This is a genomic window from Pelosinus sp. IPA-1, assembly GCF_030269905.1.
GTDB lineage: Bacteria > Bacillota > Negativicutes > DSM-13327 > DSM-13327 > Pelosinus.
Genome location: NZ_BSVC01000003.1, coordinates 213,353 through 233,496 on the forward strand (window position 1 = coordinate 213,353; position 20,144 = coordinate 233,496).

Here is a 20,144-nt window from a genome sequence, read left to right on the forward strand (position 1 = left end):
AAAAAAGTCCTCTAAACTTTTCTGAGTTACTGTTTTTTGAGGAAATATATATTTCAAGGAGGATTTTAAAATTGGATATCCCAGTGATCGGAATTTCCGCTAGTATGTTGGTTACTGAAGACGGATCCTGTCTTGGTAATGAACAGGCCTATGTTAATAAACATTATGTAAAAGCATTAACTTCTGTCGGAGCGGCACCTTTATTACTGCCAATCGTTGAGACTGATGATTCTCTTATAAAAGTACAACTACAACAGATTGATGGTCTACTACTTTCTGGTGGCTACGACGTAAATCCACTTTTGTATGGAGAAGAACCATTGCCTGAACTTGAATATATTCTTCCAGAACGAGATGAATATGAGATTAAATTGATTCATATGGCTCTTGCTATGAATAAACCCATTCTTGGTATTTGCCGGGGAATGCAAATCATTAATGTTGCTTGTGGTGGCACCTTGTATCAAGATCTAGGGCAGTATTCATTAAAACATTTTAAGCATCAACAAAAAAGCAAAACCGATACTGCCAGTCATACTGTAGAGTTTATTCCCAATACCAAGCTGCGTAATATCATGAACGTAGATGATACTAAAATTAATACCTTTCACCACCAGGCTATTAAAGATCTGGCTCCTGGTTTTGTCATCAATGCTAAAGCAAGAGATGGTATTATCGAAGGTTTTGAGAGAATAGGAGAAGAGTTTGTTATCGGATTACAATGGCATCCCGAAATGATGATGGAAAAAGATGCTTCCATGCAGAAAATTTTTCGCAGTTTTATTGATTTTGCCAAAGGAATTAGTTCTTGCCCTTATTAAAACAGCAGCAACAATGAGAAAATAATTATAATAAATTCCTGCAAAAACTCAAATGAGAATTTGCAGGAATTCTTTATATTTTAAGGTTAGATGGTGTTTCAGCCAGTGTATAGAGAATAGATACTAAATCCTAATTTGCATATTCTGTCGACCTGTTATAAAATTAATAAATTAAGGAAGATATAAAATTGGTTTAGATTCGTTTATATTTTAACGGATCAACTGAACCCTTTACATATGGGAAAACTATCAGTAAGATAGGAGTGATCTAGTGAGTTGCGAAAATTCTGAGAATAAATCTGATTTTTGTTTTGGAGTTCAGAATTCCAATAATGGTACTTCTAGTAATGGCTTGGGATCAGAAATTTCAAATAGTACTTCTAGCTGCGGCTTTGGTGTAGAGACTCCCAGTAAGGATCTGGATAGTAATTACGGGGGAATTTCAAGAAACGAAGCCGGGGTAGATTCATTTTTAGATATGTTAAATACGAATCGTGGCAATACTAAAGGAATTGCTGGGGGAGAAGCTTATTTAGGAGCTGTTACTAGTTCTTATGATTATGATGATGAGTCTATAGAAGATTTGTGTGATGAAATTGAGATTGGTAATGGTGAGAGTTGGATTGAGCGTGGGAGTATATTTGGGTCGGCAATCAAAATAGTTACAGACTTTTATAATAAATACTTTCAACCAGAAACACAGAGTATTGGAAAAGTCATTGGTGATATAGATAAAACAATAGCATCAGCAATCGAAGAGGTTTCAAGTGGGGGTTGGGATAAGTCCTACAGAAACATTCAATTAGATGGTTGCATCGGGGCGGGTATGGCAGAGTCTTCTGATGAAACAGAGATACGTTTCATCGGAAAGGATACGAATGGAATTAAGCTTAATGGTTCGGTAGGAGAAATTTTAAGTGCTAGTGGTGATGGGGTAGTAGATCAATCGGGTAGTGAATAGGATAATTTCGACCTCATAAACAATGTTTTCTCTCTAGTAACAAGATACAGGAAAAGTATGACATAATAATGACAAAACAGTATTATTTGCTTCTGATTATAGATAAACGGTAATTAAAAAATAAATTGCTACCTTTCAGTAAATGTACTCAAAGATAGCAATTTATTTTTTTTAATCTATTTTTGTATATGAAGAAATGTCGTAAAATGTTGTAAAGTGTTGTTCGAAAAGTCTTGCTATAGCGCAAAATATGTGACAGAATCTATAACCATATGGAACTTATTTGAAATAACGACAAAAAATAACACGAGACTATGATGAATGATAGTTGAAAATACGATATATATGTAAGCACAAAGGAAAGGAATAGTGATGGAAGATATAACGATGGAAAAGAGAAAGTCAACCTATGCAAGCACTGCGAAAACCTGTTTAGCAGTAGTAGCAAAAGGATTTGGGATACCAATCGATGAGGAAGCTTTATCAAATAAATATGGAATTACTGAAGAGCTAGCCGATCCGAAAGATTTAATAAAAGCTGCAAAAAAGATTCAACTTAAGGCCAAAATGTTAAAACCAGGGAAAATGGGACTATCTGTGCTTCCTATTCCTGCAATAGCGATTCAAAATGATGGGACTTATGTAGTTATTGGAGAAAACAATTCTAAAAAAATACTACTATTTGATCCTGAGCACGGACATTCCATTGTAATCCCATTAGAAGATTTTCTGAGTAAGTGGACTGGAGAAGTTATCGTTTTTAAACGGTCTTTTAATTTAAAAGACATTAGTAGGCAATTCAATTTGACATGGTTTATACCTGTTGTAGTTCGCTATAAAAGATATTTCCTAGAAATTTTAGGAGCAGCATTTCTTTTTCAGCTTTTTGGCTTGGTAGCACCTTTATGTACGCAAGTGATTATTGATAAAGTAATTGTAAATAAAGGGTATATCACCTTAAATGTACTTTTAGTAGGAATGGTATTCGTAGTTTTATTTCAAACAGTAATGAATTTGATAAGAACCTATCTATTTACCCATACCACAAATAAAATTGATGTAATCTTAGGCAATAGAATGTTTCGCCACTTGATGAACCTACCAATACAATTCTTTGAAACAAGGCGAGTCGGAGATACTCTTATGAGAGTATCCGCTTTAAATAATATTCGTGAATTTTTAACAGGTACTGCAGTAACTGTGTTGATTGACCTATGTTTTTCTATAGTATTTTTTGCTGTAATGTTTTACTATAGTGCACCTTTGACTTTAATTGCTATTGCTGCAATACCCCTTCAATTGCTAACCAATATTCTCGGCACGCCTATTTTTCAAAGAAGGCTGCAAGATTCTTGGAATGCTAGTGCAGAGAACAATGCTTTTCTTGTAGAGGCAATAACAGGTATTCATACCGTAAAGTCTTTGGCAGTAGAACCACAGTTTAAGTATCGATGGGAAAGAATGGTGGCAAGAAGTGTTAGTACCAATTTGGACAAAGCGCAGCTCAGCGTTGTCTTAAATAATGGAGGAAGCTTTATACAGAAGTTATTTAGCTACCTAATTATTTGGTTTGGTGGTTTTATGGTGATTGATGGATCGGTAACAATCGGTCAATTTATCGCTTTTCAGATGATGGCAAATCAGGCTGGTGCACCTTTATTACGCTTGGTTGGGATGTGGCAATCCTTTCAACAAACAAAGTTGGCTGTTACAAGAATCGGAGATATATTAAATGCAGTACCAGAACCAACATGTTCGCCAGATGCCATTCGATTGCCAGAAATAAAGGGAGAAATAAAGCTTGAAAATATAACTTTTAGGTATTATATCGAGAGTGACGAGGTTTTGCGTCAAGTTAATTTACACGTAAAGCCAGGCATGAAAGTAGGTATAGTAGGACGATCGGGTTCAGGAAAAAGTACCTTAACCAAAATTATTCAACGTTTATACACGCCTGAAGTTGGCAGAGTTTTAATTGATAATGTGGATATAGGGCAAGCTGATCCAGCTTGGTTAAGGCAGCAAATTGGTGTAGTGTTACAAGATAACTACCTGTTTAATGGCAGTGTGCGGGAAAATATTGCTCTTGCCCGCCAAGGTGTAAGTATGAAAGAAATCAATGATGCGGCTAGACTTGCCGGTGCTCATGAGTTTATTCTCGATCTTCCAGAAGGATATGATACTCTTGTAGGGGAACGCGGTGCCACTTTATCTGGTGGTCAGCGCCAGCGGATTGCCATTGCCCGGGCACTGATTTCCGATCCGAAAATTGTTATATTTGATGAAGCGACAAGTGCATTAGATTATCAGTCTGAAAAGATAATCATGGGAAATATTGATCAGATTGCTGCTGGGCGTACTATGTTTATCATTGCTCACCGTCTGGCAAATGTTAAAGATTGCGACCTAATCCTTGTTATGGAACGTGGTAAAATCATAGAACAAGGGACACATGATGAACTGACAAGTCTTAGAGGCATGTATTATAATCTCTATCAACAGCAAGGAGACAGCCATGTTTAAGAAAATAATCGGGTATATAAAAAATAATAAAGTGATTGATACTCTTCCAGAGAAAATAAAACATTTCTATGAGAAAGTGAAAATAAGAAACATAGAAAAATATCAAAGTAAGGAAGCGGAATTTTTACCAGCGGCTTTAGAAATTGTAGAATCTCCGCCATCCTATGGCAGTCGAACTGTACTATGGACATTCTTCAGCTTAGCAATCATTGGATTGCTCTGGGTAGTATTTGGTAGTGTCGATGAAGTAGCCATAGCACCGGGAAAAGTAATCCCAAATGGTTATGTTCGAGTGCTTCAAGCTGAGGATAAGGGAATTATTAAGAACATTTACGTTGTAGAAGGTCAAAAAGTGAATAAAGGCGATTTATTATTAGAATTAGATACGACATATTCTGCGGCGGATCTTGCTAAACTGAAAAAAGAGACCGATAACGCTAAACTGGAAGTGGAGCGTTTAACCGCCGAAAAAGAAAACCGAAAATTTCGGCCGCAAAACGTAGCTGGAGCAAGTGAAGAAGATATGTTAGCCCAAACTGGACTTTATAATAGCCGTAATTTTGAATATCAGACAAAAATTGAAGAAGCACGGCAAATGGTGCAGCAATATGAACAAAATTTGCGTAGTGCTCGTACCGAGAAAGAAAAACAAACAAAGTTATATCAGCTTGCAGAAGAGAAAGAAAGAAAACTAGAACAATTAGTAAATGAAAATGCCATATCGAAATTCACCTTGATTGATCAGCAAAGTAAAAGGGCGGAAGCTGAGGACAATTTGAAAGAACAAGAATCGGTAATTTTGGCACAACAAGCCTTGCTGCTAAAAAGTCAAGCATCTTTAGGTCGGGTTATAGCTGAACGTAACTTGGACGTGGATACACAATTAGTGAATGCGAAGCAGAAACTCTACTATTGCAATGAAGAGTTAAAAAAGGCAGAAGTTAAGAGTCGTTTATCAAAGATTGTAGCACCAGATGATGGTTATGTAAGTAATTTATCAGTGCATACAATTGGTGGCATTGTAACACCGGCTCAAGTACTGTTAGAGGTAGTGCCTAATATGGTAAATCTAGAAGTTGAGGCTTGGGTAGCAAATAAAGATATCGGTTTTATACAAGAAGGACAGACTGCCGAACTTAAGGTAGAGACGTTTAGTTTTCAGAAATATGGTACTGTGCCCGCTATTATTGAAAATGTGAGTCAGAACGCAGTTGAAGATAGTGAAAAGGGTCGTGTATATAGAGTATTATTACAAATGGATAGGGATTATGTCGTTGTAAACAATCGTGAAGTACGTTTGAATAGTGGCATGACGGTCAGCGCTGAAATTAAAATTAGGCAAAAGAAAATATATGAATTTTTCCTAGAACCATTTAAAAAGTACCAAAGCGAATCTTTGAGAGAGAGATAACAAAATGTCTAAACAAATAATGCAAGAAGAACAAGAGGAAATACAAGAAACTGTTTTTGTTGATTCAGCCTTACAATGTCTTTTGAGGATTTCCCAAATAATTGGGGTCGCAGCTGATGAAAAACAAATACGGCGTGCTCATATTATAGGAAAAGCCGGTATGGATTTAGCAACTCTCGTCCGTACTGCGAAAGAAATGGGGCTCAAGGCTCATTACGTTAATTACAGTAATAAAAAAGCCAAGGCATCTTTCCCACTGCCCGCAATTGGGATTTTAGAAAATGGTTGTTATATAGTAATACTGAGTCGAAATAGTGAAAATACGATTGTATTTGATCCATACAGAGATCATCAGGTGAGTATTTCAGAAGAAACTTTTATCGAGCAATGGAGTGGTAAGACAATTCTTATTGCAAAACGCCCTAGTTTGGTAGAAGAGGAAGAAACGAAATTTGGCTTAGCCTGGTTTATTCCTGTAATCATGCAGTATAAAAAGGCATTTGGAAAGATCTTATTATTTTCATTGATTTTACAGATGTTTGGTCTTGTCACTCCTTTGTTTACACAAGTAATCATTAACAAGGTACTAGTGCATCATAGCTTAAGTACTTTAAACATTCTTGTTGTAGGTGTGCTAGCAATTTGCATATTTGAAGCATGGATTACCGGATTAAGAAGTTGTATGCTAAATCATCACATAAGTAAAGTAGATGTTACCCTTAGTGCAAAAATCTTTCATCATGTAATGGCTTTACCAATAAAATTTTTCGAGAAATATAAGGTTGGTGAAATTGTATCTCGGATAAGAGAATTGGATAATATCCGGGGATTTATTGTTGGATCCGCTTTTACAGTAATTCTCGATAGTGCCTTTTCATTGATGTATCTTGGCATAATGGTTATGTATAGCGGTTACCTCACCATAGTAACCTTAGTGGCTCTGGGGTTATATATCCTACTTAATTTAGTATTGACTCCCTTATTTCGGAGAAAATTGAAAGAAAAATCGAAACTAGATACGGCAAATCAAACGTTTATGATAGAGGCCATAACAGGAATACAAACGGTAAAATCCTTAGCGGTGGAAAAATATTTTATCCAAAAGTGGGATGAAATGTTGTCAAGATATATAAAGTCGGTCTTTGTTACTGCGAATATAAATAATATCGGTAATAATGTAGCGACCCTAATTCAACAACTCTCTATGATTGGGATACTATGGGTAGGTGTAAACCAAGTAATGGAGAATCAGCTATCAGTAGGTGAATTAATAGCCTTTCAGATGTATTCAAATTCTGTAGTATCTCCAGTATTGAGGTTGGTAGATATTTGGCAAAGATTTCAACAAACAAGAGTATCTGTTAACCGACTAGGTGATATTATGAGTGAAAAGTCGGAGCCTGTTTTTGACCCGGATAGAACCACTCTTTCTACAATTCGTGGAGAAATAATCTTAGATCGGGTCACCTTTCGATATAGAGAAGATACAAATGAGATACTTAATCAAATTAATCTAAAAATAGAAGCAAACACTAGTATTGGTATAGTTGGAAGATCGGGATCGGGTAAAAGTACACTAACTAAGATTATTCAGAGGCTGTATGTGCCAGAAACAGGCAGGATATTAATTGACGGCGTAGATATGGCCCAAGTTGAGCCAGCATGGCTGAGAAGGCAAATCGGGGTAGTACTCCAAGAAACCTATCTGTTTAATGGGAGTATCAGAGATAACATTGCCTTAGCTAAATTAGATGCTAGTATGGATGAAATAATAAATGTAGCACAAATTGCTGGGGTAGATGAATTTGCAAATGAAATGCCAAATGGATATAACACAATTGTTGGTGAGCGAGGTGCCACCTTATCAGGAGGGCAGAAACAGCGCATAGCGATTGCCCGGGCACTCCTTATTGATCCAAGAATCCTTATCTTTGATGAGGCTACAAGTGCTTTAGATAATGAATCAGAAAGTATTATAAAAGAAAATCTTGGAAAGATGGCAGTCGGGCGAACGTTAATTATGATAGCTCATCGTTTAACAACGATACGTGACTGTGATACTATTATTTTTATGGAACAGGGAAAAATTATAGAAAAGGGCACCCATACTGAATTACTGGCATTAAAGGGTGCATATTATGATTTATATATGCTGCAAGAAAAGTAAAAGAAGTTAATTTAGAAATCCCCGCCTATTGGGATTTCTTTCTTTTTACAAAAAATGCATGATTTGTCATAAAATTGTCACGTATTTCCTGTACTATAAAAGTATAAGACTAGTAGATATAAATTCTGGAGGTTGTTTATGAGTGAAATTTCTACGAATCAATATAGGAAACCGCTGTTATCAACTTATGATATTAAAAGATACAAATACAGGATCGTAGCAAATTATAAGCAAGAAAGAACAGGAACAACAACTACGCACATTAAAGTTGAAAGATGTTTTTTAGGTAAGAGAGGGGTATGGGAAGATGTACAGCCGGAAAAATAGTAAAGAGCCAGGTTAACAATCGCCGTTAGTTGTCACCTGCCAGAGATACACAAAGACTCAAGTTTCGTGAATTATGTAGATAGAGATGCTCCCCTTCCGCTAGCAGGTTTATTATTTAACCTGTCTACCGAAAGGGGAGCATCTTATTTTGATTAAATATCTGTTTATATTCGCAATTGTTAGATACTGCAAGTCATCGATTACTACTAAAACTTATGACTTACGCCGTAACTCATGCCTTTGGCGGAAACCCCAGTTCCATCACTTTGGTAATCACGATAGCCTACATCCACAGCTGTATCTTTGCCGATGTTATAAGCTACACCTGCTTTCCAATCTTGTACATTAGAAGATTTTAAATAAGATGCGTATCCATTCATGTTTTTACTAAAGTTTTGTTTATAAGCAATACCGCCATATACTTCAGAGGAAGAATTGGAGTCCGAATCTGATTTAACACTTGATTTTACACTACCGGTTGAAACCGCAAGATTATCATTTACTTTATATTGAAGGCCAATAGTGGTTGCATCAAATTTTAGACCATTAAAAGTACCTTGGTAAACACCATTATTATAAATATTAAAGTTTCTCGAATTTGTAGCGAGCTGGTCGCCAGTAATCGCTAACTTACTATTTAAGCCATAAGCAAATTGATAGCCATTTCCATGATACGTTCCAAGATCTCCAATCCCATTCATACTGGTTTGCAAATTACTGAATGAATATCCAATTTGAGCCTGACCGGCTCCTAAATCGATTGGGGGTGTTGCTGCTAATGCAGTACTAGCAAATGCTAAAGAAACAAGTGTTGGGAGAATGATTTTTTTCACGATAATTCCTCCTAAAAATTTTAAACTGCAACCAGAGTTTTTTGTTTGTTTTCCTTGTGGTGCAGTTGCTATGATCAAAATATAATGGATTTATTTTTGAATATCATTAGAAAAAAGAAGAAATCTAAAGCTGCTTTCCACCAACTTCCATTTCGATAGAAATGCTTATTCCAATATGCTGGGGATTCTTCTAAAGAAAAATTAACGAGACATATAGAATAACAAAATTGCAGCATAACGTCACTTCTGCTTTTTCCCAAATTAATGGATCGTTAGTCTTTGGCAAATAGGAAAAAATTAAAAAAATAATACAGCCAATAAAGAAGACTTGATTCAGATGGAGTTTTAATTCCATCTGAATCTTAGCCCTTCTTATCCAGGGGCTTAGCCGCTCTTAACTCCCACTTATATAAGTGAGCCTTGGATTCGAAAATCCTTAGAGCGAACTTACTTCGAGGTTTACAGACTGTTATCCTAACCAGAGGGCAGGATATTACAGGCTGTTAACGAGATAAGATAGGAGTCTTAGAGCGGTTTAGTCATCGGATTAAATTAGAAACAGTTATCAAAGCTGAAGAAAACGACATTATATTCTATCAAAATATAAAGCGTCTATTGATTCTACAAAATAGTATTTAATTTGAGCAAAAATTCAGTTTTAGAAGGATTTGGTAGATGAGATGTATAATTTATAGGTGACAAAACACTCTCAGTTTAATAAGAATATTCCCATAAAATAGGCGGTCAGCGGGAAAGTTTATTGTAAATCAGGTGATTATCGTGACTATATATAAGGAGTCAAGATATGAATAAACAGACATTAGAGCGCCAATTTAGATTATGGACAGTTTTGGTTGTAGTTGTTCCCAGTCTTCTAATTATGGTGATTTACACCGTTGGACAAATTTCAGTAGCGAAGCGTCAAAACTTAGAACTAATCCAGCAGCAGGTACATTTTCAAGAACGACTCATCAACTACTGGATAGAGGAGCGGGCTGGAAACATTCGCGAACTAAGCCAAACAGAGGCATTTAGAAACTTAGATGAACAAAAGATGCAAAGTGCTCTTTATTTAAGGCAACAAAGTGATACTAATTTTGATTCTTTGTCGTACATCCACAAAGACGGTTTCTTTAAGATGTCTACCCTCGCGTCGAGAATACAGTATCCATCGGTAATTGGCAGGCCTTATTATGAAGCGGCTCTGGTAGGGAAAGAATATATTTCAGATGTGGTTATTGGGCGAAATAGCGGCTTACCCATCATTAATTTTTCTTGTCCTATTTATGATTACGCTGGTAATTTTCAAGGATTAATCCTTGGGTCTGTAAAAACGGCAACATTAGAAATGCTTTTACGTGAGAACTGGATCGGTCAAACGGGAGATATATTCCTTGTCAATCGTGAGGGAATATTCCTTGCTGAACCGCGATCTCTCGATTTGCTAATTAACAAAGGAATTGTCAAAGAAACTGCCATAATGAAGCTGAAATTATCTGACGATGCTCTTGAAAATATAAAGCTTGGACAATCTGGTACTGCCACTTGGATCTCTTACTTAGGCGATAAGATTCTAGGAGCTTATCATTACATGCCTGAGCGAGGCTGGACGCTAGTCGGCAAAATCAACGAAGGAGAAGTACTTACTCCTATTTACAAACAGTTGGCAATAATGGCCTGTGGTACCATTTTCCTAGTACTATTGATTCTACCACTTGCAACGCTGATAACGAATCGGATCAAGAGCCCTATTGACTGGTTGATCAGGCAGTCAAATCGGGTAGCAACCGAAAACTACGAAATAGTTGGTCAAGACATGCCTTTGCATAACATACCTTATGAGCTTAGAACCCTATGTGAAACATTTGTTAAAATGAGCTACAAAATCAAAAATACCGTCGGTTTGCTCAGAGAGAATGAAGTCACGCTAGAAAATAAAATGCTGCAAATTCAAGCAATGAATCATTGTTTGGAAGAGGAAGTAGTGGAGCGAGAAGCAACTCAGCAAGCCTTGGTAGATTTAAATGCCAAATTGGAAAGCAAAGTAACAGAGCGGACGTTAGACTTGCAAAATATGAATGCGGCATTGGAAGAAGAGATCATGGAACGTCAAATGGCGCAAGATGCATTGAGTCAGAAGACGGAAGTGATCCGGCAATTGGCTTACTCCGATAAGCTTACTGGTTTGTCCAACCGTACCCATTTGAATGAAAGACTTGAGGAAGAGATGGAAAAGACCCGCCTAGGTCAATCGGCAGGTGTCCTCTTTTTTATTGATTTAGATGATCTAAAAATGGTAAATGATACTTTTGGCCATACATATGGCGACGCTCTCATTAAGATGGCTGGGAATCGTATTGTAGAGGCGTTTGGTGATGGAGTTTTTATTGGACGCATTGGTGGAGATGAATTTATGGTTATCATGTCTGGCGAATATGATCAGAAAAGTATATCTGATCGTGCCGATCAGATAATTGGAGCATTTAGTCAGGATATGGAAGCCCTTGGGATTGGATTCCATACTTCGGCTAGCGTGGGCGTTGCTGTATATCCACAAGATGGCGATACAGTGGAGGAAATTTTCAAAAATGCGGATAATGCTATGTATTCTGCCAAGAAGTCTGGTAAAAATTGTTGGCGCTTTTATGAGCCGACTATGCAGGCGGAAGCCTATGAGAAGATATTGTTGATTAACAGTCTGCGGCATGCTATCGGAAATAACGAATTGCTGCTTCATTATCAGCCACAAATGAGTACCAATGGTATTACCATCGGCTTCGAGGCTTTACTTCGCTGGAATAGTCCAGAACATGGTTCTATATCACCAGGACGCTTTATACCATTGGCCGAGCAAAGCGGACTTATTCAAACAATTGGAGATTGGGTTCTAAAAGAAGCTTGTCAATTTGCCCGGCGTTTAAATGATATGGGGTGGGGGCATCTTCATGTCGCTGTAAATGTATCACCCTGTCAATTGTGTGCCAATAAGTTCATAGATAGAGTTAGCGAAATCCTCTTGGGTTCTGGTATTGAGCCACAACAGCTGGAACTTGAAATCACAGAAAATGCATTGATATCCTCACTCGAGGAAAGTACCCACATACTCAAAAAATTAAAAATGCTTGGCGTGAGATTGTCTCTAGATGATTTTGGTACAGGATATTCATCTTTAACCTATCTTCAACGTTTGCCTGTCAGTACTTTGAAAATCGATAAAGCTTTTATAGACATGATCTTGACAGATCGGGCGCAGAAGGCAATCATTGCAACCATCATAGATATGGCTCATATTATGGAGATGACTGTAGTAGCAGAAGGAGTAGAAACAGAAACGCAAATTGCTTATTTGGCACGGTGTGGTTGTGACTCTCTTCAAGGCTTTATTATTAGTAAACCTGTGTCAGAAGAGGAAGCACTACTTTTTTTAAGGAGTCAGAAAGTATAACACTTTTGGGATTCCAAGTAAGAAAGACTAAGGGACAACAGAGATGGCTCTCCGGCAGTATTTATTATTTATTGTAACGATTATACCCTTTTACAGATGCCACATTAATTCATTAATGATATAGTTAATGAATTAATGTGTTAAGTTATGGAATTGACAGTGGCAGAGAATGGAAATATACTTATAGTTAGAAATGAAACTGACATTAGGGCAGTAGTGAAATTTATTCTCCCCTAGGATGCGTCTTGGGGGATAATTTTTTTTTGCCGCAAGGGAGTTCAATTTATTAGATATATTGTAGGGTTGGAGGAACAAGATGAAATATGCAACGAAGCTAGTACTAATTATAATGATGATAGCAATTATGGGAAATGGATCGAATGCTGCGGCTTATGAACCAATCCGAATGGATAATGTAGAACAGCTGCCAGAGTGGGAAATGAAAAATAGTTCACTTGGTGGTAAACTTCTACTTTCGGACAGCCCTGAAATGGTAGAAAACGATGGTATTTTGTATCAGGATAAGGTAGAAGGAAACGTCCGTCTCTTTTTTTATCATGTAAATGCAGCAAAAACTGCTAAGAAAATGGACGTAATTTTGGAGAATAAAGGTACTGAGGTTGCCCATGTTAAGGTAAGTCAATCTAGTTTAGGTGGGCCAGGTTACGCTTGGCTCGTCGTGGGGAAGGAGACAATGACATCTTATCTTGGTAAAACAGCGTCATATCAAATCAATATCCCCCCAGGTGGAGCGCTGCCATTATCAACAAGCATCAGTGAGACCGCAGTTCTGCCGAATATGTTGATTAATGGTATTTATGATTTTACAGTGGATCATCCGATCAATGTTAAAGTGATGATGTTGCCTATGCTTGAGGATAGTATTAAATTTTCTCAAACAGCTAAGGTACTGCCGACTGACGAGTGCCGTTTGCGTGGTACCTTTGAAGGAGCAAATCGAAAACTTTCTTCAGTAGATGCTTATGATCCAGTTCTTTATAAAGCAGTAGGGATTACGTTGGCTGATAATGAGATAGATCCTTACTTAAAGGGCATTGACGCTACGGATGGAACGAAAGTTGTCAATTATGGTAATTATGGTGTAGTCTACCAAATTGAACCTCCTGGGAGAAATAACCGGAGAATTTCCTACTATCTCGTACCATTAGGCGGGTATTATGCTGGTGCCATTGGGATACACCACCCGGAAGTAGATTGGAGTCCTATGGCAACACCGCGGGGAAAGGTATATTTCGGGGATAATAAGCAAGATTTTTCTTTTTTGGGTACTTATGACAAAAGTGAATTCCTATCCTTTACATTCAGCCCTCCAGGAGCATCCAACCTGCCGGTAAAACTCGTTATTTTATCACAGTAAGCTTAGGAAAAAGATTCGGGAGATTGATGGAATGAAGAACCAATTGATACTGCCACAACTACGATGTTCCTTTGAAAAAAAACTGCCAGATTCGCGGGTTTTACTTGTTGCCGGTGGAAGGCAGCCTGCATCAGAATGGCTTGCTCAAGCGGCCACCCAATTTCCAGTTTGGTGTATAGATAGTGGCGTTGACATTTGTCACATGAATAATATTATCCCAGAGCGGCTTATTGGTGACGGGGATAGTGCTACATCTCAGGGGTGGTCCTGGGGGAAGGGATTGGGGATTCCCGTGGAGACCTATCCGCCAGAAAAAAACTTGACCGATTTACAACTAGCATTACAAACAGTAGGGTCACTACATGGAGAAGCTATGGTTGTTGTAACTGGCGTATGGGGAGGCCGTTTTGACCATGCTTTTAGTAACATCTATTCTTTAAAGGGTTGTGAGCCTTTTGGGATACGGGGTTGCTGTGCGGACGAAAAAGAGGTGCTCATTCTATTAAAAGGCAAAGATTCTGTAGTCATAGATATGGTAACTCATCCAGAAGTTGTTTCCTTGCTGCCATTATCTTCGGAATGTTACGGTGTATGTATTGATGGGGTTCATTGGCCGTTGGTCGATGTTCAATTGCATGATACCTTACCCTATGCTGTCAGCAATCGTCCCAGTCAATTGGGTACATCCATCACAGTGACCATTGAAGCAGGATGGTTAGGGATATATATGTGTTGGGATGAAAAAGGTCTGAATAAATAACATTATTTTGGTTGACAAATATTGGATATGCAAATAAAATAGATGCAATAAACCCATAATCCTTTCCCTCTTCTGGTAATCCCAGCGTAGGGAAGCGGATCAGCAATGAGCACCTCGTTCCTAAGATAGGGATGTGGTGTTAAATTTCCTTATATCGAGTAAAAAATAGAATGGAGACGAGTGGTGTGGAAGCAAATTTTAGTAGTAAAGTAGCAATAATTTTGGATCAACCAACCAGTATTTTCGCCCTAGTAGCACTGGTTGCCTTGATCTTTGCTTTTGTATACATAAAAAAAATCAAACTAAATACGCGAATGATTACTCATATTGGTCTAATGCTTGCATTAACTGTAATCCTGCATAATCTTCGCCTATACCATATGCCTCAAGGTGGTAGTGTAACATTAGGAGGAATGATCCCCCTTCTACTGATTGCTTTTCGTTATGGACCTGTTGTTGGATACCTGGCAGGTTTTATCTATGGATTGATGAATTTAATGCAAGATCCTTATATCTTGCATCCAATTCAAGTTCTCTTTGATTATCCTCTGCCTTATATGGCAATTGGCATGGCAGGTTATTTTAAAGAACGAATTTTTTGGGGAGCTGTTGTTGCCAGCTGTGGCCGGTTTCTTTGCCACTTTATATCGGGGGCAGTTTTCTTTGCTAGTTATGCACCCCCTGGAACATCACCCTATTGGTATTCCCTGGTATTCAATGCAACATATCTTGTCCCTGAATTGTTTATTTGTCTCGTAATTTTACGCGTACTGCCAGTGAAACGCATACTGTTTCAAATGAAAAATCAAAATTATTACGGGCTAATCACACTTAATTGAAGACTGCTCACCGACTTACCTCAGGTATCGTCTAGTGACACATATTTTATAGTAATAGGTTTATATTAATATGATCCTCTAGATACTATACTCTTGCCGAATTTCAATTTGAGGTTTGGCAGGAGTATCCTTTTATATAGCTAATATCTTAATTATGAAAAATGAGGATCGTCCCCGCGGCTATCCAGTAAAGTCAAAGTATTTGAAGACTAGGAGATGAAATAAATGAAAATTGGTGCACGTGTTCTCAAAACTGGTATAGCCGTTGCAATAACAATGTTTTGCTGTAAGTTCCTTGGCCTGGAGCCGGCCTTCTTTGGTGCTGTTTCTGCTGTAATTAATATGCAGCCATCCATTTTTTTAACGCTAAGGGCAGCACGAGATCAAATCTTGGTTCATCTTCTTGGCATTGCAGCAGGTTTCTTCTTTGGTTATTTTCTTGGTGTTAACCCGTTTTCAGCAGGTTTAATTGTTATTTTGTTAATACCAATATACATAAAATTACGACTGCATAGCGGTATCACTATGGGGATCGTTGCGGCCCTCTTTGTCTTAAGTTCTAGTACGGAAGAGTTCATGATGCATGCTCTTGCTAGATCAGGAGTGATATTCGTTGGCCTTGGATCAGCCATGCTTGTCAACGTATTATTATGGCCGCCGAGGTACACCAAGCTACTGAAAGAGAAACTAAGGCAGAGTAACGAGGCCGCGGTTCTTTACTTCTGCCGAGCAGTGCAGGATTATGTTGGTCTTGATAGCAGCAAAGAGCTTCACATTGATACGGAACAAAGAAAGAGAGTGTACAAACTAAATAAGGAAGCGCGAGTGATATTGGATCTACTTAGCAGTGAGCGTCCAGTAGTTGCGGAATCAACTGAGCCAAGAGAGTGGATTACTCTAGCAGAAAAGCTAATTGATTACAATGAATCGATTATAAAAAAAGGTGATCGTATTTTTGATCTTTTGCCGACGCGATTGGAGCGAAGGTTGAATTCGGATGCTCCACCTGTCAGCGAGGAATTCAAAGCAATTTTAGAAATATTGGAAAGTGGATGTACAATCGTTGTTCGTGTGAATGGGAAAATTAGGTCAGTTATTGTTGATGGAGGTGTAGTCAGTCCCGAAGAGATCAGTGAGGAGTATTGGGAAAGCCTTACTACTGCAATCGAGCAATGGCAGCAAAGACTTGCTGGTAGCTATTATTTGCATGGTTTACTTGAAATCGCTGTAACTGCAAATGAGATCAAGTGGGCTACGAGACAAGCCAAGATATTGCTGCAAGAAAGCGTAGAAAACAAAGAATAAATTTTTAAAAAACAACTCCTGCAAAGTAACTTAACCTTGCAGGAGTTGTTTTTACGGAATCAGAAAGTATAAAACTTTCTTGATTCCAAGTAAGAACGACTAAGGCTTCTGCCTGCGTCCGAGGACTTGGCACAAGCCAAGTCTTTTATTATCTCTTGGTATACTTACTTGCAAATATAATTTTGACAATATGAATGATTTGGTGTACTATTTTACTAATACACTCAGTGGGCATACAGAAAACTAAGGAGTGAAGGCATGGATTTGGAATTTGATGATAAGATGCCGATATATCTACAAATTATGGACCGGATAAAAATGGATATTGTTACCCAGAAGTTAAAAGCGAATGATAAATTACCATCAGTAAGGGAAATGTCGACGATTTTGAAGGTCAATCCCAATACGTTGCAGAGAGCGTATCAAGAACTCGAAAGACTCGGAATTGTATATACACAAAGGGGAATGGGAACATTTGTGGGGGAAGGGGATACTATGGTAGATGAGTTAAAACAGGAAATGGCTAGGGAAGTTATGGATTCATTTATTTTACGAATGAAACGCTTAGGATTTACTGAACAAGAGATCATTGAGAGGATTTCTAAAAATATAATAGAGGTGAAACAACATGGATAATATATTGATAGCTGAAAACCTATGTAAGGCTTATTTTAATAAGAAAGCATTGCAAGGAGTAAATCTAACGATACAACAAGGAAAAATAGTGGGGCTTCTTGGCCCAAATGGTAGCGGGAAAACTACATTCCTAAAAATAGCAGCGGGCATATTACATCCATCTTCAGGAGAGATACTTATAGATGGTCAAAAACCAGGAGTTTATACAAAATCCATCGTGTCCTATTTGCCCGACACAGAATACCTTTTCAAATGGATGAAAATAAAAGATGCCGTTCAATATTTCAAGGATTTTTACTTAGACTTTGATGAAAAGAAAGCTTCCCAGTTGCTAGAATTTATGAAACTTGATGGTAATAGTAGTGTTAAAAGTCTATCAAAAGGCATGAAAGAAAAATTAAAGCTAACATTAGTGCTTTCGCGAAAAGCCAAGCTTTATATACTTGATGAGCCTCTTGGTGGTGTAGATCCTACTGCGCGAGAAAAAATATTAGATGCAATTATCAATAACTTTAGCGAAGATAGCTCTATGATCATAACCACCCATCTTGTAAATGATATTGAACGAATCTTTGATGACGTAGCATTTATATCTGATGGGGAAGTCGTATTACAGGGGAACGCAGAAGAATTAAGATTGAACAAGAACAAATCGATTGATGAATTGTATAGGGAGGTATTTCAATAATGCTTAATCTTATAAAATATGAAATAAGAGGAAAGTTTTTAACCATCCTTGGCATTAGTCTTACGGTTATAATGGGAAATCTCCTCCTGATGACAAAGATCGATTCCTGGCAAGTCGGGGCTTCTGTACTATCAGGAGTTATTGGAATTGGTGCCCTAATCGTTATGTTTTTATCCTCACTAACACTAATGAGTGATTACCTATATAATGAGCAAGGATACTTGTTATTTACCCTTCCGCAAACAGGTTTATCTATAATGGTTTCTAGATTAGTAGCTGCTGTAATGCAAATAAGCATTGTTACGATTGTGTCCTTACTGATGTTCTGCCTACTTGATCAAGGAAGAATGTTTAATATCATTATGCATAACAGTGAGGTATCTGAGTTACTGTATTCTTTACTTATGTTTCTATGGTCCATTGTTTCAGCTTTAACATTTATATATTTTTGTATGGTAGTTGGCAAAATCGCCTTGCGAGGAAAAAAGGTAGGGAAAATAGGTTCCTTTATCATCTTCTTTGTATTTAGTATGGTAAGGAATGGGTTAACATTGATGATTTCAAACATTTTTCCACAAATAATCCAATTACATTCCTTTACTACTGTTACGGTTAATGTGGGGATGACTATCTTTGATATCGTTACCTTTGCCATATTATTAATGGCTACTTCCTATTTACTAGAGCACAAGGTAGATCTATAAAGAAGACTTGATTCAGATGGAGTTTTAACTCCATCTGAATTTTAGTCGCACTTATCCAGGGACTTAGCCGCTCTTAACTCCCACTTATATAAGTGAGCCTTGGGTCCGGAGACCCTTAGAGCGAACTTATTTCGAGTTTACAGCCTGTTTTCCTGACCGTCAAGGGCAGGGAATTACAGACTGTTAGCGAGATGAAGATGGGAGTCTTAGAGCGGTTTAGTCATCGGATAAAAAAGGTTACACATAAGAGTTAGTAAAAAGACGCTGATCGATAGACAAAGGAATTGTTCTATCGATCAGCGTTCTTATCTATTATTTTATTTCCACCAGAAGGTTTTAGGATATTCGGCAGCCATAAAGTTAACGATCTCCCCAATTCGAGGTGTTGAAATGGTAACATTTCTATCAAGAGCTGCTTTTGTTGCACGCTCAATCGGTTCTATCCAATCATGAAAGGCCAAACTAAAAGCGGCCCAGTGAATCGGAATCATCAATTTGCCTTTCAGATCAAGATGGGCCTGTACTGATTCTTCTGGCAACATATGAATAGCAGCCCAGCGTTTATCATATTGGCCGCACTCCATTAACGTCAAATCAAATGGTCCATATTTTTCACCAATTGCTGCAAAGTGAGGGCCGTAACCACCATCCCCGCTAAAAAAAACTCGTGTTTGTTTACCTACAATCGTCCAAGAACACCATAATGTTTTATTACGATCAAATAACCCTCTGCCTGAAAAATGCTGCGCGGGTGTACAAGCCAATGTTAGTCCAGCGAAGTCCACTTTATCCCACCAGTTACATTCTCTGATCTTTTCTTGAGCAATTCCCCAGCTTTTTAAACGACTTCCGACTCCAGAAGGAACGCAGAATTGACTGGTTTTGTTCTTAAGTAGCATGATCGAGTGGTAATCCATATGGTCATAGTGATCATGGGACAGAATAATAACATCAATAGGTGGCAGCAACTCTGGTTTGATAGGTAAGACTTTGCTAAAACGCTTACCTCCGACGAAGGGGAAGGGGGAAGGTGAATCTGCAAATGTAGGATCTAATAATAGCCTCTTTCCTTCTATTTCTAATAACAAAGCAGAATGACCAAACCAGATAACTTTTGCTTGTTTATTAGAAGTTAGGGCGTTTATATCCAATGGTTCTACCGGGATTGCTTTATGTGGTTTTTTTCTTGGATTTGCTTTAAATAAGTCTCTAATTATTGTTAACATTTACGTTATCTCCATCTCTTAGTGTAATTTGATAGTTAGATAAATACTGAAAAATAGAATCGAATAGCTTTAAAGTGAGGTTCACCTATATGTTGAATTAGTAGGATTTAATTTTACAGC

At 37.7% G+C, this 20,144-nt stretch carries 16 protein-coding genes; 14 read left to right on the forward strand and 2 right to left on the reverse strand.

Translation table 11 applies throughout. The features are described 5' to 3' along the window. Positions 1 to 71 precede the first annotated feature (71 nt). The 6 genes from QSJ81_RS07735 (at position 72) to QSJ81_RS07760 (ending at position 8,210) form a co-directional block, all read left to right on the forward strand. On the forward strand, positions 72 to 821 hold the full coding sequence (locus QSJ81_RS07735) for a gamma-glutamyl-gamma-aminobutyrate hydrolase family protein (RefSeq protein ID WP_285716832.1): 750 nt from the start codon (positions 72 to 74) through the stop codon (positions 819 to 821). Between the two features lie 271 nt (positions 822 to 1,092). Then, on the forward strand, positions 1,093 to 1,782 hold the full coding sequence (locus QSJ81_RS07740; RefSeq protein ID WP_285716833.1) for a hypothetical protein: 690 nt from the start codon (positions 1,093 to 1,095) through the stop codon (positions 1,780 to 1,782). Positions 1,783 to 2,169: 387 nt separating this feature from the next. Continuing rightward, the gene (locus QSJ81_RS07745) at positions 2,170 to 4,305 is read left to right on the forward strand and encodes a peptidase domain-containing ABC transporter (protein WP_285716834.1); all 2,136 of its coding nucleotides are present in this window, start codon (positions 2,170 to 2,172) and stop codon (positions 4,303 to 4,305) included. Further along, entirely contained in the window at positions 4,298 to 5,716 is a 1,419-nt protein-coding gene (locus tag QSJ81_RS07750; protein WP_285716835.1) for an HlyD family type I secretion periplasmic adaptor subunit, read from the forward strand. The genes QSJ81_RS07745 and QSJ81_RS07750 overlap by 8 nt, the downstream gene beginning before the upstream one ends. A 4-nt stretch (positions 5,717 to 5,720) precedes the next feature. After that, positions 5,721 to 7,883, forward strand: a complete 2,163-nt coding sequence (locus tag QSJ81_RS07755; protein ID WP_285716836.1) for a peptidase domain-containing ABC transporter — start codon at positions 5,721 to 5,723, stop codon at positions 7,881 to 7,883. Between the two features lie 138 nt (positions 7,884 to 8,021). Further along, positions 8,022 to 8,210: a hypothetical protein gene (locus QSJ81_RS07760; RefSeq protein WP_285716837.1), complete on the forward strand. Its 189-nt coding sequence runs from the start codon at positions 8,022 to 8,024 to the stop codon at positions 8,208 to 8,210. Positions 8,211 to 8,416: 206 nt separating this feature from the next. Here QSJ81_RS07760 and QSJ81_RS07765 read toward each other — a convergent pair whose 3' ends face one another. Beyond that, positions 8,417 to 9,043 carry a hypothetical protein gene (locus QSJ81_RS07765; RefSeq protein ID WP_285716838.1) on the reverse strand — a complete coding sequence of 209 codons (627 nt, stop codon included), beginning with the start codon at positions 9,041 to 9,043 and terminating at the stop codon, positions 8,417 to 8,419. Between the two features lie 805 nt (positions 9,044 to 9,848). On the opposite strand from QSJ81_RS07765, the gene QSJ81_RS07770 reads away from it, so the two are divergent. The 8 genes from QSJ81_RS07770 (at position 9,849) to QSJ81_RS07805 (ending at position 18,798) form a co-directional block, all read left to right on the forward strand. Then, positions 9,849 to 12,488, forward strand: a complete 2,640-nt coding sequence (locus tag QSJ81_RS07770) for a bifunctional diguanylate cyclase/phosphodiesterase (RefSeq protein WP_285716839.1) — start codon at positions 9,849 to 9,851, stop codon at positions 12,486 to 12,488. A 316-nt stretch (positions 12,489 to 12,804) separates the two neighbouring features. Continuing rightward, complete coding sequence (locus QSJ81_RS07775; RefSeq protein WP_285716840.1) at positions 12,805 to 13,866, forward strand: hypothetical protein; 1,062 nt, start codon at positions 12,805 to 12,807, stop codon at positions 13,864 to 13,866. Between the two features lie 31 nt (positions 13,867 to 13,897). Beyond that, positions 13,898 to 14,626 (forward strand): thiamine diphosphokinase, encoded by a 729-nt coding sequence (locus QSJ81_RS07780; RefSeq protein ID WP_285716841.1) that lies wholly within the window; start codon positions 13,898 to 13,900, stop codon positions 14,624 to 14,626. 185 nt (positions 14,627 to 14,811) lie between these two features. After that, the gene (gene thiT / locus QSJ81_RS07785) at positions 14,812 to 15,465 is read left to right on the forward strand and encodes an energy-coupled thiamine transporter ThiT (protein ID WP_285716842.1); all 654 of its coding nucleotides are present in this window, start codon (positions 14,812 to 14,814) and stop codon (positions 15,463 to 15,465) included. A gap of 225 nt (positions 15,466 to 15,690) precedes the next feature. Then, entirely contained in the window at positions 15,691 to 16,770 is a 1,080-nt protein-coding gene (locus tag QSJ81_RS07790; RefSeq protein WP_285716843.1) for an FUSC family protein, read from the forward strand. Between the two features lie 258 nt (positions 16,771 to 17,028). Then, entirely contained in the window at positions 17,029 to 17,406 is a 378-nt protein-coding gene (locus QSJ81_RS07795) for a GntR family transcriptional regulator (protein WP_285716844.1), read from the forward strand. After that, complete coding sequence (locus tag QSJ81_RS07800) at positions 17,399 to 18,094, forward strand: ABC transporter ATP-binding protein (protein WP_285716845.1); 696 nt, start codon at positions 17,399 to 17,401, stop codon at positions 18,092 to 18,094. Before QSJ81_RS07795 ends, QSJ81_RS07800 begins: the two co-directional genes overlap by 8 nt. Further along, positions 18,094 to 18,798: a hypothetical protein gene (locus tag QSJ81_RS07805; protein ID WP_285716846.1), complete on the forward strand. Its 705-nt coding sequence runs from the start codon at positions 18,094 to 18,096 to the stop codon at positions 18,796 to 18,798. The genes QSJ81_RS07800 and QSJ81_RS07805 overlap by 1 nt, the downstream gene beginning before the upstream one ends. A gap of 317 nt (positions 18,799 to 19,115) precedes the next feature. Here QSJ81_RS07805 and QSJ81_RS07810 read toward each other — a convergent pair whose 3' ends face one another. After that, positions 19,116 to 20,024: an MBL fold metallo-hydrolase gene (locus tag QSJ81_RS07810; protein WP_285716847.1), complete on the reverse strand. Its 909-nt coding sequence runs from the start codon at positions 20,022 to 20,024 to the stop codon at positions 19,116 to 19,118. Positions 20,025 to 20,144: the final 120 nt, after the last annotated feature.

Coding starts and splice junctions, on each gene's coding strand:
- QSJ81_RS07745 (WP_285716834.1), top strand. CDS start 2,170: ATGGAAAAGAGAAAGTCAACCTATGCAAGCACTGCGAAAACCTGTTTA.
- QSJ81_RS07750 (WP_285716835.1), top strand. CDS start 4,298: ATGTTTAAGAAAATAATCGGGTATATAAAAAATAATAAAGTGATTGAT.
- QSJ81_RS07755 (WP_285716836.1), top strand. CDS start 5,721: ATGTCTAAACAAATAATGCAAGAAGAACAAGAGGAAATACAAGAAACT.
- QSJ81_RS07760 (WP_285716837.1), top strand. CDS start 8,022: ATGAGTGAAATTTCTACGAATCAATATAGGAAACCGCTGTTATCAACT.
- QSJ81_RS07770 (WP_285716839.1), top strand. CDS start 9,849: ATGAATAAACAGACATTAGAGCGCCAATTTAGATTATGGACAGTTTTG.
- QSJ81_RS07775 (WP_285716840.1), top strand. CDS start 12,805: ATGAAATATGCAACGAAGCTAGTACTAATTATAATGATGATAGCAATT.
- QSJ81_RS07780 (WP_285716841.1), top strand. CDS start 13,898: ATGAAGAACCAATTGATACTGCCACAACTACGATGTTCCTTTGAAAAA.
- QSJ81_RS07790 (WP_285716843.1), top strand. CDS start 15,691: ATGAAAATTGGTGCACGTGTTCTCAAAACTGGTATAGCCGTTGCAATA.
- QSJ81_RS07795 (WP_285716844.1), top strand. CDS start 17,029: ATGGATTTGGAATTTGATGATAAGATGCCGATATATCTACAAATTATG.
- QSJ81_RS07800 (WP_285716845.1), top strand. CDS start 17,399: ATGGATAATATATTGATAGCTGAAAACCTATGTAAGGCTTATTTTAAT.
- QSJ81_RS07805 (WP_285716846.1), top strand. CDS start 18,094: ATGCTTAATCTTATAAAATATGAAATAAGAGGAAAGTTTTTAACCATC.
- QSJ81_RS07810 (WP_285716847.1), bottom strand. CDS start 20,024: ATGTTAACAATAATTAGAGACTTATTTAAAGCAAATCCAAGAAAAAAA.